Here is a 14,259-nt window from a genome sequence, read left to right as displayed (position 1 = left end):
AGATTATATTTATGGAACATAAACCGGAAAACTTTATGGACAATCCCTGCGCATTTGACGATCCCGTCAAAGCAGTGGATCGTCTTGTCGAAATTTACGAAGATGGAAAACAGCTTCTGCAAAAGCATTTTGATCGCTTTGTTGCAGGGGAAGAAGACCTAGAACGTGCAGATGCGCGTTATCCCTATTTATGGATCAATATTCCAAGTTTAGCGAATAAAGAGAAATCTGCCCTTGCCTATGGCACTGTGCCAAATACAGGCTCTTTTGGGACGACAATAACCAATCCACAACTGTTTAGAAGCTATCTACAAGAACAAATTGCCTTACTTATTCAAAACCATGGTGGGCCTGTTTGGGTTGGAATTTCAGATCGGCAAATTCCCCTAACCTTCGCACTTGAAAGTTTAACAGCGGATCTACGTCAGGAACAAATCCCAAAGATGCTGGAAAAATTCCACATGCCTGATCTAGCAAAAATTGATGATGATATTCCAAATGGGACGTTCCGAGCAGAAGAAGGTAAACCCTTTCCGCTTTCTCTATTCGGCGCAGAACGAGTGGACTATTCTTTATCACGCCTTGCCCATTATTCCGGTACGTCACCACATCACTTTCAACGCTTTGTGTTATTTACCAACTATCAGCGTTATGTAGATGAATTTATTGAATATGGTATGAAGGAAGTCACAGAAGGCAATACATTCCGTGCCTTCGTACAACCGGGAAATTGTGTCACCAACAATCCAAACCTCTTGGATGAAGAATCCTATGGTGAAGTTGCAACCAAAATGCCACAGATGCCAGCCTATCACTTAATCAAAGATGGTCATATGGGCGTCACACTTGTGAATATTGGTGTAGGCCCTTCAAACGCAAAAACAATCACGGACCATATAGCGGTTTTACGTCCCCATTGTTGGATCATGGTAGGGCATTGTGGTGGGCTGAGACAAACGCAACAATTGGGTGATTATGTCCTTGCCCATGCTTATGCGCGGTTGGATCATGTATTGGATAACGACTTGCCGTTAGAAGTCCCCGTTCCGGCAATTGCAGAAGTTCAAGTAGCTCTTACAAACGCCGTTAATCAGGTTACCGATTTATCAGGTACAGCAATGAAGCAACATGTTCGTACAGGTACTGTGGTTTCGACTGATGATCGAAACTGGGAATTACGCTACGATGAATTGGCGACTTTCTTTAACCAATCTCGTGCGATCGCGGTTGATATGGAATCTGCTACGATTTCCGCAAATGGTTTCCGCTTACGGGTGCCCTATGGGACATTGTTATGTGTTTCGGACAAACCCTTACATGGTGAAATCAAATTACCGGGTATGGCGAATGCTTTTTATGCAGAACGTGTCAGCCAGCATCTGGAGATTTGCTTACAGGCCCTTGATGATATGCGCGACGGTGTCACCCATGAGGCGTTACACTCACGGAAATTGCGAAGTTTCGACGAACCACCATTTAGATAAACAACAACCTAAAAAGGGTAATTTGAAGTATCGAATTACCCTTTTTTGTTGAGGCAAAAATTTCCTTACAATCTTGGTATAACTCTTGCTTATCTTTTCATAGTAATTTTACGTATGGGAAGATAAAATGGATATCCAAAGCCCTTCATTAGCTATTTTGCTTTCAAATGGTTCCTCCAATCCTCTATTTGGCGCAATGCAAAATAAGCCGGTTGTTCCGGCAAAAGCGACGCATACTTCTATGGCTGCAAAGCAGATGGAGGAACGTCAGGAACTTGAAAACCGCCATGGCATCGACCGTAAGATGGAGGCTTTTAAAACAGCCGCTGCGAATGCAAAAACATTGGAAGAAGCTTTGGCAGACCCAACAATTCACAAAGCACTAACTGACGTATATGAAATAAAAATTCTTTCCGCAAATGCAGATCGCTTTGCAGATGTTGCCGCATCCGATCCCGAAAAACCCGGATCAGCAGTCTTACAAAGTAGTGATCGCGGCCTTATTAAACTTGCACAAGATCTATCAAAATCCAGTGATGGTTTAGCATTCCTGCAAGACCCGGAATACCAACAATCAATTAAAGATATTTTGGTTTCTATCGAATTTGAGGAAAAGGCCGCCACATCTAATCCCGCTGCGGGTAATGCTTTTTATTTTGAACGTCAATCTCTTACAATTGAGAGTGGCATGGATATTCTTGCAAGCGCCCGTATTCGCGATGTTGTTTATGGTGCTCTTAAAATCCCAGATAGCATGAAATCCCGCCCTATCGCTGAGCAACAAGCCGCTCTTGATGCCAAACTCAATTATGACGATTTTCAAGATGCAGGCTACGTAAGAGACTTAGCCACAAAATACCTAGACAATACCGACATTGCAGCTCCCATCCAGAAACCAAATGCCATGTCTATTCTATATGGCGGAAATTCCGGGACAGGCGCAATTTTTAATTTACTTTCATAAATATAAAAAAGGCGGGATTAATTCCCACCTTTTATTTTAAGTGAATTTATTATTTCTAGGGAATCCCGGTGGTGGCATGCGACCCGCTTGCGCACGTTTACCAAACCATTCTGTTAGATCAGTCACGATGCGGGTTCTCTCACCCGATGCCCAAGTCAAACCATCTTCCATCTTAAAGACTTTAAGATCAGCAATCCCACCGTCTTTATATTTCTGAAGGATCACCCCTTTACCGCGCCCCATTTCCGGCATGTCAGCCACAGGGAAGACCAGAAGCTTACGGTTTTGTCCGATCACAGCTACATGATCCCCATGCACAGGCACACAAAGTTTGGCTTCAACATTACCACCAACATTTAAAACCTGCTTACCATTACGAGTTTGCGCAATCACATCTTTTTCATTCACAACAAAACCACGACCATCATCACTTGCAACAAGAAGCTTACGGTTTTCGTTGTAGATCAGTAATTGAACGATGTCGTCCTCGTTACCAAGATCAACCATCAAACGTAACGGCTCTCCATGGCCCCGACCACCTGGTAACTTATCTGCGCCCAAGGTGTAGAAACGTCCATTTGTCGCGAAAACCAACAGCTTGTCAGTTGTTTGCGCATGGATCGCAAAACGTGGCCCATCACCTTCTTTATACTTAATATCACTAAAATCGGTGAGATGGCCTTTCATGCCACGCACCCACCCTTTTTGTGAACATACAATGGTAATTGGTTCTTTTTCGATCAAGGCATCAAGTGGCACAACAACAGCGCTTGGCGCATCTCCAATATCTGTGCGACGCATACCAAGTTCGGTTTTCTCACCATATGTCTTACGGATTTCAGAAATTTCAGCAGAAACAGATTTCCAACGAAGACTCTCGTCCGCTAACAACTCTTTTAAACCATTCAATTCAGTTGTGAGTTTTTCATGCTCATTGCGAATTTCCATTTCTTCCAATTTACGCAAGCTGCGCAAACGCATATTCAAAATGGATTCAGCTTGAAGCTCAGTTAGATTAAAGGCTTTGATCAGCTCTTTTTTAGCTTCATCTTCTTCGCGGATGATACGGATCACTTCATCCAAATTCAGATAACAGATCAAATATCCTTCAAGGATTTCCAAGCGACGCTCAATTTGCTCTTTACGGAATGTGGAACGGCGGATCAAAACATCATGACGGTGATCAAGGAAGGCTTGTAAAGCTTCACGAAGGTTCATAACCTTCGGGACCTTTCCGTTCTCGGCCAAAACATTCAAGTTTAGTGAAACGCGGCTTTCCAGATCTGTTTGACGGTATAATGATTCCATCAACATATCTGGTTCTACATTACGAGATTTCGGTTCCAGCACAATACGGATATCTTCCGCAGATTCATCGCGAATATCATCAAGGATCGCGATTTTCTTGCTGTTAATCAATTCAGCAACTTTCTCGATCAATTTCGCTTTTTGAACTTGATACGGAATTTCCGTAACAACCAATTGCCATGTGCCAGCTTTTAGTTTTTCAACTTCATATTTTGCACGAACCCGGAAACTACCTTTACCTGTTGCGTAAGCTTCCTGAATGGTTTCACGGGATTCACACAAAACACCACCAGTTGGGAAATCAGGCCCCTTCACCATATCAATTAATTTATCAAAACCCGCATTTGGGAATTTGATTAAATGCAATAAAGCTTCACATAATTCTGCAACGTTATGTGGTGGAATACTGGTCGCCATACCAACAGCAATACCTGTTGCACCATTGGCTAAAAGATTTGGGAAGGCGGCAGGTAACACAACAGGCTCGGAGCCTTCACCATCATATGTGGAACGGAAGTCAACGGCATCTTCATCAATGCCTTGTAACAACGCTTGTGCAACTGCAGTCATACGCGCTTCTGTATAACGCATCGCAGCAGCATTATCCCCGTCAACGTTACCGAAGTTACCTTGACCATCAACAAGCGGATAGCGTACTGCAAATTCCTGCGCTAAACGAACCATCGCATCATAAATTGCGGCATCACCATGTGGGTGATATTTACCCATCACATCCCCGACAATACGTGCACATTTCTTAAAGCCTGATTCGGGATTCAATTTAAGTTCACGCATGGCATGAAGCAGGCGACGATGTACCGGCTTTAATCCATCACGTACATCCGGCAGAGAACGCGAGGTAATAGTAGACATAGCATAAGCGAGATATCGCTCACTCAATGCATCTGCCAATGGGGTTACACGAATTTCTGCTGCTGCAGTCGTTTCTTCAGACATAGAATTCCACTTATCCTATTTATTGATGAATACCAGATATTGTATAGAGGCCGCCAAGTGAACGTCAACATCTACCCTATAGATTCATGTGTGAATCAGAAATTATTCTGTGGATAACATTTCACATGCGATTTTCAGCAACCTTTGACGAGTGTCAGGCATCTCTTTATTGCGTACTGCAAACATATGCCGATCAAAGAAATACCACGTGAGTCGCAACGCTTGATGATAAGAAACATCATCCATTTCCCCTTTCCCGATTAAGAATTGAGGTAATGGTAATAATTTATCTTTATACGGTTGCCCCGCCTCACGGCTTACAGCGCGCCCTGATTTTGGCGAGACAAAATGAAGATCATCCAACTGCCCTGTTGCTGCACATTCGGAAAAATTCAATCCAAATCCAAGCTCTGATAAAAGGGCAACTTCCCATTTCACATAAATTAAGGGCCAGTTATCGTGATCAAGAGCCACAGCCAGAGACGCTAAAGTATCAAATAATTCTGGATGAGGCTCTCGTTCAGGGAAGCCAAATTCTACCATAACACATGCGGTTGAGAGCGCCGCCAATTTCCCCGGATCAGTAATGAGATGAGCCGCATTACTTTCAAGTAGTTCGACTTGAAAATTACCAAGATGTTCTTCCAAACGTCCACGCCAAACAACAGATAACTTGTTGCCCGCCTGAAGTGCTCCGCGATTTTTCTTTGAAAATGCCCCTCGCACAAGGCCGGAATGGCGCCCACGTTCACGTGTAAATAGGCTGAGAATTACCGAATTCTCACCATGTTTTCTTGTCCCAAGGACGATTGCTTCATCTTTCCATTCCATATGAGATTATCTAAGCGATTCAGCGTGATATTTCCAGCAACTCTTATCCATTTGAAGATCATAAAAACATCGCATACATCAGTGAGAAATTTCAATGTGCATCCTATTCTTAAAAATCAAAGATTCTCTGCATAACTTCTCAACAAGAATTTTTGTATTTTTCCCGTCGAAGTTCGAGGGATTGATCTGAATTCAAATGAAGTGGGCACTTTAAAATGGGCTAACCTTTCGCGACACCAAGCGCGAAGTTCCTCTGCTTCCAATTGATAGCCTTCAGCAAGCTCTATAAATGCACAAGGTGTTTCCCCCCATTTGTCATGAGGTTTCGCGACAACAGCGACTACTGAAACTGCTGGATGCTGATACAGGGTATCCTCAACCTCAATAGAAGAAATGTTTTCTCCACCAGATATAATAATATCCTTTGATCTATCCTTTAGCTGAATATACCCGTTATTGTATACGACTCCTAAGTCACCGGAGTGAAACCACCCACCAGCGAAGGCTTTTTCAGTAGCATCAGGATTCTTAAAATAACCTTTCATCACTACATTCCCACGAAACATCACTTCACCTATTGTTCTACCGTCTCGTGGTACAGGTTGCATTGTATCTGGGTTTAATACATCTAACCCTTCTAATGGCAGATATCGTACACCTTGGCGTGCCTTCAAAGCTGCTTGTTCTTCTATTGAAAGGTTATCCCAATCTTGATGCCAGTCATTCACAACTGCAGGCCCATATGTTTCGGTCAAACCATAGAGATGAGTTACCTCAAAACCAGCCAATTTCATATTTTCTAATAATTTCTGCGGTGGCGGGGCTGCCGCTGTAAAAAATTGAACTTGATGGCTCAATTCCTTTTTAATCGCCTTTGATGCATCAATAATAAGCGACATCACAATAGGTGCCCCACATAAATGGGTTACCTTATGTTCTGACAATGCCTGCCAAATTGGCTCCGCCCTTACCTGCCTTAAACATATATGTGTCCCAATAATCGCTGAAAGTGTCCATGGAAAACACCAGCCATTACAATGGAACATGGGCAAGGTCCATAAATATACCGCATGTTTAGACATGGATGTCGTGAGCGCATTTCCTTGGGCTAATAAATATGCGCCACGGTGATGGGAAACCACACCTTTTGGATCCCCTGTAGTGCCCGAAGTATAATTAATAGAAATCGCATCCCATTCATCCTCGGGCATCAACCATTCAAATTCCTTATCACCTAGTTGAAGGAATTTTTCATATTCCAATATGCCTACCGTTGCATTCACATCCATAAATTCTGGATCTAGGTATTCGACCACTATAGGAGATACCTTCGCCAACGCTAACGCCTCTTGCATCAAAGGCATAAATTCACCATCAACGATCACAATTTCTGCTTTCGCATGATCCAATTGAAAAGCAATAATGGATGCATCAAGACGCGTATTGATAGAGTGGAGAACAGCGCCTGACATTGGCACACCATAATGGCATTCTAACATTGCAGACGTATTCGCAAGAAGGGCTGATACTGTATCACCGCGCTTAATTCCATGTTTTGTTAAGGCGGAGGCCAATTGGCGCGAACGTGTATAAAAGTCTGCATAAGTAAAGCGCATTTTCCCATGGATAATCGCAACATGATCTGGAAATACATTCGCAGCACGCTCAAGAAAAGTCAGTGGTGTTAATGGTTGATAATTAGCTTGGTTACGATCAAGGCCAATATTATACGGATTGGTCATAATGTTATTTATCCTGCCAGTCTGGTTCTCTCTTCGCAAGGAATGCGTCAATTCCTTCTTTTGCATCATATGCCATCATATTTTCGGTCATGACTTCAGCTGCATAGTGATAGGCATCCGAAAGAGGCATTTCATTTTGTTGATAAAAAGCACGTTTTCCAATCGACAATGTTAAACTGGATTTTGATGCAATCTTAGTTGCCAGCCCCATAACCACATCATCTATTTCTTCACGTGACGCCACTGAATTAACAAGGCCAATTTCCTCTGCACGGGAAGCCGATATAACATCACCTGTCAGTAGCATTTCCATCGCATGTTTGTTACTAACATTTCTTGAAAGCGCTACCATTGGCGTCGAACAAAATAATCCAATATGAACACCAGGCGTGCTAAAACCCGCTGTATCATCTGCGATTGCCAAATCACAACTCGCAACTAATTGGCACCCCGCAGCAGTCGCGATCCCTGATACTTTTGCGATCACGGGCTTATCGCAATTTACGATACTTTGCATCATCGCAGAACATTTTTGCAAAATCTGTGAAAAATTGGCGCGTCCTTGATCTACATGCTCACGTGCCGCTGTCATTTCCTTTAAATCATGTCCGGCACTAAAGGCAGGTCCATTTGCTTGTAAAACGACCACACGAACCGCTTGGTTTGAAGAAGCCTCCTGAAAGGCATTTGTTAATCTTTCTAACATTTCTTCCGATAACACATTACGACGTTTTGCATCGTTCAATGTTAACTGCAACACACCATTGCCATCTAAAGAAGATAACAAAATACCAGTATCATCATAGGTTTTGACCATAAGATACTTCCCTTTAACAAGATTACAGAATGTTTACTTTAACACTTTCAGCAAGCGTATTTGCGATAAAGCAATATCGATGGGCACGCTGCTGCATCTCGGCTAACGCGTCCGAAGAAACGGTATATCCACTATCAAACCTGACAATAGGATGAAGGTCAATTTGAGTCACAGTCATCTGACCTTTTGAATTTTTACCAAGATAAGCGATTGCCTTATCACGATAACTTGCCACAGGCCATCTTGCTTTGGCCGATAAAGCTAAAAATGTCATCATATGGCAGCTGGACAAAGCAGCAGCCAATGCTTGTTCAGGGTTCGTGTTATTCGGATCTCCTCCCCAATCCGATGCAGCATCCGCGATCAATTCAAAGTCACTATTATACACAACCTTATGTTCTTTTGAGGATTGAGCAGTCAAAGTCGGCTCATTTCGTTCCCATTCAATTTCTATTGAAAGTTCTGACATCTTATTTCCTTAGGCTGTTGCGGTCTTTTTCTTTGGATCAAAAAATGGTTTCTCAACAATCGTAGCTGAGATCATCCCTGATGACGTAGATACATTCACCAAATCACCAATACTTGAATGGTCAGAACACACCATCGCTAGAGCAATATTTTTTTCTAATCGAGGAGAATAAACTGCGGAAGTTACTTTTCCGATTCCTTTACCATTCTTGGTAATTTCCCAAAATGTGGTATTGGGTCCTTTCAATGGCTCACATTCAAGCTCAAGACCAACTTGCCTTCTTGCTATTCCCTCTGCCTGTATTTTTTTTAAAGCCTCTTTACCAATAAAATTGGATTCAATGTCCAAATTAACTAAACGATCGAGACCTAATTCAAAAGGATTGGTATGAATATCCATATCCGCATGATAAGAAAGCATTCCCCCTTCAATACGGCGAATCGAAGATGTATGACCGGGTTGCAAATTAAACTTGCTTCCTACATCCATGATTTTTTCCCAAAGCTCATTGCCTTTGGACCCATCTTGGAGGTAAAGCTCATATCCCAACTCGCTAGACCATCCTGTACGCGATACAATCAAAGGTATGCCGTTTAGTTCTACCTCTTTCAGCCAGTAATATTTAAGCTCGGAAATACTTTCTCCAAATAAAGCCTTCATAATTTCACCGGATTTAGGTCCTTGAAGTTGCAAGGGAGAAACATCCGGTTCACAAATTGTCACATCAAGACCAGAATGGACTGCAACTCCTTGCGCCCAAAATAAGATATCACTGTCAGCAAGAGAAATCCAAAAACGGTTCTCCCCAAGTCGCAATAAAATTGGATCATTTAAAATGCCACCTTCGGCATTTGTGATTAGGATGTATTTACATTGTCCCTCAGCAAGTTTGGACAGATCACGCGGTGTCAATAATTGTACAAACTGAGCTGCATCAGGCCCAGTAATTTCAACCTGTCTTTCAACGGCAACATCACACAAGATTGCATCATTGACCAAATTCCAGAAATTTTGTTCAGGATCACCAAACTCGCGCGGTATATACATATGATTATAAACCGAAAATGCTTTAGCCCCCCAACGAACCGTTGCATCAAAATATGGTGACTTACGAATTTGTGTACCAAAACCAAAATCTTCTGATTGTGTCATCTTTAAAACTTTCTGAATGTAAGAACTTATGCTCCTAAGGAATTTCAGAAAGTTTATAACAGTTTTTAGATGACGGGACGGACCAATATTGAAGCAAGATCAGACCAATTGGTCTAAATTTATTAGCTGAAACTTAACTTTAGTCCAACCAATTACCAAATTGATTACTTCGTTAGTCTTGGCGTGATCAACTTATTCAAATTAGGTGGGACGGATTTTATCTCTCGTGTCACGATATATGTCATATATCGCTCGATCCCTAATTCAGCCATCAACAACTCTTCCATCAATTCCTGAAAAGCTTGCAGATTAACGGAAACTACCGTCATGACATAATCCATACCACCGCCTGTGGCGACACAATCAACAATTTCATCCAGTTTTTGAATATAACCTTCAAACAAATCAAAATCAGACTTACGATGATTTGCAAGAGAAATTGTCACAATAATTTTTGAGATTTCAGCAATTTGTTCAACAGCGATATCAGCGTGATAGCCCTTTATCAGCCCCGCCTTCCTAAGATTGTTTAACCTTCCCCAGCAGGCAGTCGGAGACAGATTCACAAGTTCAGCTAATTTTGACTTACTCAACACGCCATATTGCTGAATCGCACTGAGGATACGTATATCAGCAGCATCGAAAGCTGTTTTTTTCATAGCCCTATACCTCCCTCTGTTAAATCAATATTATTGAATTTCCGAATCTTGGAACATATATGCCCAGAAAGTCGACAATGAAATAGCAAATTAAAGTATAAGCCTTAGATAGCAACTAGGATATGGCTACCCATTTAAGATCAACCCCGTACCAGCGACAACCAGCAAAGCGCCACCCCACGCCGCCATACTTGGGAATTCTTTTGTCTTTATCCAAATCAAAGGTAACATCAATACGGGCGATGTTGCTGCAAGTGTCGCAACCACACCACTATCACCATGTTGTAGTGCCACCATTAAGAATGTCATGCCTAGCCCCATTCCCAATGTACCGCTCAGCAATACATATCCTGCTAGTTTTTTGGAGAAAGGTGTTTGCGCTCTAAATTGTTTCATTGGGGTAAGTAACATCAGTGATAATGCCAAAGCCGAAACCGCGACACGAATTGCCGACGCTGCCACCGGATCAACCCCAGAATCCATGACAGGCTTCGAAATAATAATACCAACCGCCTGACATGTGGCTGCCCAGATACCGAACGCAATACCAATTGCCAGGCTTCCTTTGACCTCTTCCCAATGATGTTGTTGGGATTTCTTTTTACCAAAGATAATCGCCAAAACGACACCTGCCATCACTGCGGCACATCCAAAGAAAATTGGAAGTGTTAATTCTTCACCTAAAATTGCTAATCCTAAGACTGTTGTAATGGGTGCATTCATGGCAAAAAGAATCGCTGTACGGCGCGGGCCCATTCTACGCATTGTTGCAAATAAAGCTGTATCGCCAAGGAAGATGCCGATTAATCCACTTATAATCAGTTCAATCATATAAGTTTGGCTTAAACTTTCCCAAACGCCCATAATGCTACCGGCTGCAAATAACATAATAGAGACAAAGATCATCCGATAGCGGGTAAAGGCTGGCGCGCCCAAAGCAGTCGCAGGATAGACAGATACCAGACTACCTACCGCCCAACATGACGCAGCTGCCAAAGACATAACAATTGCAAAAACCATCTACCACCCCCGCATTATTTCAGCTTGCTATTATAATTTTACGTTTTTTTTCTGTAAGACCATGAGTTCAAAAAACAAGCAAGGAACAAATTATCTCAACAGTTATTCCTAAATTAGCTCTATACATATGAAAAATTATGGTTTTAAGTATTTCAACATACTAAAAAAATATATATAACCTCTGACGTTACATATAGAATTAAAATATTTCGCAATTTGAATGCATAAAAACGCGGGAAGGAAATGCGGGATGCAAGAATATAGCAGTGATTTTGAAAATCGTGTTTTGGACGATGATGAGATCGAAGAACTACCGGAGCGTTCTAAAAAACAAGCGATGAAACGTGGCGTTATGATGCGCTGCCCATGCTGTGGTGAAGGTAAAATTTATCGTAAATATCTTAAAATTGTAGATCGTTGCGGTAAATGTGATGAAGAACTAGGTCATATTCGTACAGATGATTTTGCACCTTGGGCAACAATTTTGATCCTTGGACATTTACTTGCGCCATTCATTATTGATGTAGAACGTAATATCGCGCCACCTTTATGGGTGAGCTTATCTATTTTCTTACCAATCATTGTTGTTGCAACACTCGTAATGTTACCACCAATCAAAGGCGCTTGCCTTGGTTTGATGTGGGCATTGCGCATGCGTGGTGACGAACAACATTAAGACGTTACGACGTCCTCATAATTTTTTGAGCAGCTGGAGATAGCTCTATTTTGAGCGGAAAACTCCAGCTGTTTTCGTTCCAGCCATATCGATCTGTATAAGTATCAGTTACGTCAATCTCCAGACAATTAGCACGTTCCTCCAACGCTTTACGATAATTACGTTTTGTAATTTCATAAAGAACACTGAAGTTTAACGGCCAATAATCGCCAACCGTAATCGTCCATGCGTGAACCACATAAGGCCTACCTGCAGAAAGTGGAATGGAATTTTTTACAAGATAAAGTTCTAACGCCAATCTTTCACCTTCAGACATAAGCCCTAAAGATGAACTATGTGTCATCACTCCCCTCCACATTGATGCCAAGTTTCATCATCCGTTCAGCCAGATCGGATAATTTTACTTCTACATCTTTTTCCCATTCTTCAGCAGCGACTTTAACCTTCACGCCATCAACTTCGGAATCCACTAAAGGCGCAGGATTAAAGATCGCATCAAGATGTTTGCCATAGGCAGTATTCTCAATATTTGCCAGGGAAAAGCTACTATTTTGCGAATTAACACTATAAGTATTCAGCACCTCACTAAGATTAGTCAGGCCGTTCGTAGCATATGTGGAATCGGATTTAACATTAAAATTGGAACTTTGCTTTTGTTCCCCATAACGGTCCAAGAAACGTTGCAACTGCTGCCGTTGTCCTGCCGTTATCTCGCCGGATATTTTGCTAACCATAATAATTTACGCCTTCTGGCGTCTCTCTCAATTTTCTCTCTCAGGCTTTCTGCCTGATACAAGTATAGCAAAAATCGTTTTAAGAGTCATTAAACAAAAAGGGCAACCAAAAGTGGTTGCCCTTTCATACAAAGATTTAGAAAATCTTATGCAGTGCGTTGGATCAAGTGATAGCCAAAAGCTGTTTCAACAACATCACTTAGACCGCCTACTTCCATATTAAACGCTGCTTCTTCGAATTCCGGAACCATCTGACCACGACCAAATGTTCCCAAGGAACCACCAGATTGACCAGATGGACAATCGGAGAACTCTTGTGCCAAAGCAGCGAATTCTTCGCCACCTTCGATACGTGTTTTTAGATCGTTGATCAATGTGATTGCTTCGTCTTGAGAACGAGAAGCTGTGGAACGCATGGAACCAGCATACATCAATAAAATATGGGAAGCAGCAACTTGCATCTTATTATCCTTAATATGTTCAGATTTAAACTGAGGCGCACCCTATCATAAATGCAGGCTCAAACAACTCCTGTTCCATATTTTTACCAATTAATTTATGTTCTCCAGTAAGTCCTGAATATAGCTATCAATACGATCAGATGGCACAATCGCTGCACGGATCAATCGATCAAAATGCTGACTGATTGCCTTGATATGATCCACAGAATTCACAACCAGATACATATTCCCTAAATAGACCGCGGCCCTTAAAGGTCCAAATAATGTATAAGGGGAAGAATAAATATCTTGTTGATCATAAATAAACATGCGGAAGGTCGGATAAAATTCATCTAACTGCTTAATCATAGATTCCAATTGTTTAAGGCGAATAGAGGCATCTAACCCCTTCCATATTCCTTCCCCATGCGCAAATAATTCCAACGTTTGTTTAGGAATACAAACCTCTACATCGGTTTCCAATCGCGGAGTGCCTGACAATAACTGTCTGGCCTCGTGGTCTTGAGCTTCACGAAAATCAAGACTATGGGCGCGAAATTCAAACTCACTCACATCTTCTATGCGCAAAATATCCGGAATCGTACATGGCACATATCGAATTTTATACCCAACCGCTTCACGGTGCCATTCTGCAATTTTTTCTTGGGCTTCGGCACCACTAAGATGAAGCGCCTCCGTTGTAGGAACAATATCTCCATCAAGTCCATCCGCAGCAATAAGTCCCATCAACCAGTCAAGTGAAACTCCGCAGGCAATTGCAATTGCACATAATGTTTCGGCTCTGGGTAAACGCGTAGAATCTTGAGCTAAAAACTGACTTAATGCAGATCGATCAATACCAATTGACTTAGAGAACTGGCTCAAATTGAAGCCTCGTTGGGCAATCAACATCGACATACGATCCCTGAAAACTTGGGCAACATCCCGTTTGTCCGCTGAATAATCTATAGAATGCTTTATATTCACAACAAATTTTACCTTAGTA

General features: G+C 42.0%; 15 protein-coding genes. 3 read left to right on the top strand and 12 right to left on the bottom strand.

Annotation, left to right across the window (positions count from 1 at the left end; genetic code table 11):
• The first annotated feature begins 11 nt into the window (after positions 1-11).
• Positions 12-1,484, top strand: a complete 1,473-nt coding sequence (locus E1160_RS08430) for an AMP nucleosidase (RefSeq protein ID WP_155154706.1) — start codon at positions 12-14, stop codon at positions 1,482-1,484.
• 127 nt (positions 1,485-1,611) lie between these two features.
• Positions 1,612-2,448 (top strand): DUF1217 domain-containing protein, encoded by an 837-nt coding sequence (locus E1160_RS08425; RefSeq protein WP_155154705.1) that lies wholly within the window; start codon positions 1,612-1,614, stop codon positions 2,446-2,448.
• Positions 2,449-2,484: 36 nt separating this feature from the next.
• Here E1160_RS08425 and parC read toward each other — a convergent pair whose 3' ends face one another.
• The 8 genes from parC to E1160_RS08385 form a co-directional block, all read right to left on the bottom strand.
• Complete coding sequence (parC, locus tag E1160_RS08420) at positions 2,485-4,713, bottom strand: DNA topoisomerase IV subunit A (protein ID WP_155154704.1); 2,229 nt, start codon at positions 4,711-4,713, stop codon at positions 2,485-2,487.
• Positions 4,714-4,815: 102 nt separating this feature from the next.
• The gene (recO, locus tag E1160_RS08415; protein WP_155154703.1) at positions 4,816-5,544 is read right to left on the bottom strand and encodes a DNA repair protein RecO; all 729 of its coding nucleotides are present in this window, start codon (positions 5,542-5,544) and stop codon (positions 4,816-4,818) included.
• Positions 5,545-5,660: 116 nt separating this feature from the next.
• Positions 5,661-7,286 carry an acyl-CoA synthetase gene (locus E1160_RS08410; protein ID WP_155154702.1) on the bottom strand — a complete coding sequence of 542 codons (1,626 nt, stop codon included), beginning with the start codon at positions 7,284-7,286 and terminating at the stop codon, positions 5,661-5,663.
• Positions 7,287-7,290: 4 nt separating this feature from the next.
• Positions 7,291-8,103: an enoyl-CoA hydratase gene (locus tag E1160_RS08405; protein ID WP_155154701.1), complete on the bottom strand. Its 813-nt coding sequence runs from the start codon at positions 8,101-8,103 to the stop codon at positions 7,291-7,293.
• A gap of 22 nt (positions 8,104-8,125) precedes the next feature.
• Positions 8,126-8,572 carry an OsmC family protein gene (locus E1160_RS08400; RefSeq protein WP_155154700.1) on the bottom strand — a complete coding sequence of 149 codons (447 nt, stop codon included), beginning with the start codon at positions 8,570-8,572 and terminating at the stop codon, positions 8,126-8,128.
• A 9-nt stretch (positions 8,573-8,581) separates the two neighbouring features.
• Positions 8,582-9,724 (bottom strand): glycine cleavage T C-terminal barrel domain-containing protein, encoded by a 1,143-nt coding sequence (locus E1160_RS08395; RefSeq protein ID WP_155154699.1) that lies wholly within the window; start codon positions 9,722-9,724, stop codon positions 8,582-8,584.
• A gap of 164 nt (positions 9,725-9,888) precedes the next feature.
• On the bottom strand, positions 9,889-10,383 hold the full coding sequence (locus tag E1160_RS08390; protein ID WP_155154698.1) for an Lrp/AsnC family transcriptional regulator: 495 nt from the start codon (positions 10,381-10,383) through the stop codon (positions 9,889-9,891).
• 126 nt (positions 10,384-10,509) lie between these two features.
• Complete coding sequence (locus E1160_RS08385) at positions 10,510-11,403, bottom strand: DMT family transporter (RefSeq protein WP_155154697.1); 894 nt, start codon at positions 11,401-11,403, stop codon at positions 10,510-10,512.
• Positions 11,404-11,653: 250 nt separating this feature from the next.
• Here E1160_RS08385 and E1160_RS08380 point away from each other — a divergent pair, with 250 nt between their 5' ends.
• Positions 11,654-12,079 (top strand): DUF983 domain-containing protein, encoded by a 426-nt coding sequence (locus tag E1160_RS08380; protein ID WP_218048791.1) that lies wholly within the window; start codon positions 11,654-11,656, stop codon positions 12,077-12,079.
• A gap of 4 nt (positions 12,080-12,083) precedes the next feature.
• Here E1160_RS08380 and E1160_RS08375 read toward each other — a convergent pair whose 3' ends face one another.
• From E1160_RS08375 to E1160_RS08360, 4 genes are all read right to left on the bottom strand, one after another.
• Entirely contained in the window at positions 12,084-12,422 is a 339-nt protein-coding gene (locus E1160_RS08375) for a hypothetical protein (RefSeq protein ID WP_155154695.1), read from the bottom strand.
• Positions 12,412-12,813, bottom strand: a complete 402-nt coding sequence (locus tag E1160_RS08370; protein WP_155154694.1) for a hypothetical protein — start codon at positions 12,811-12,813, stop codon at positions 12,412-12,414. The genes E1160_RS08375 and E1160_RS08370 overlap by 11 nt, the downstream gene beginning before the upstream one ends.
• Positions 12,814-12,959: 146 nt before the next feature.
• Complete coding sequence (locus E1160_RS08365) at positions 12,960-13,289, bottom strand: peptidylprolyl isomerase (RefSeq protein ID WP_328597141.1); 330 nt, start codon at positions 13,287-13,289, stop codon at positions 12,960-12,962.
• Between the two features lie 75 nt (positions 13,290-13,364).
• Positions 13,365-14,259: helix-turn-helix domain-containing protein (locus tag E1160_RS08360; protein ID WP_218048790.1), on the bottom strand; the 895-nt coding region annotated here is incomplete at its 5' end.

This window comes from Curvivirga aplysinae, assembly GCF_009711445.1.
In the GTDB taxonomy this organism is placed as follows: domain Bacteria; phylum Pseudomonadota; class Alphaproteobacteria; order UBA8366; family Aestuariispiraceae; genus Curvivirga; species Curvivirga aplysinae.
The sequence above is the reverse complement of the archived record's forward strand: the minus strand, read 5'-3'. Positions and strand labels throughout refer to the sequence as shown.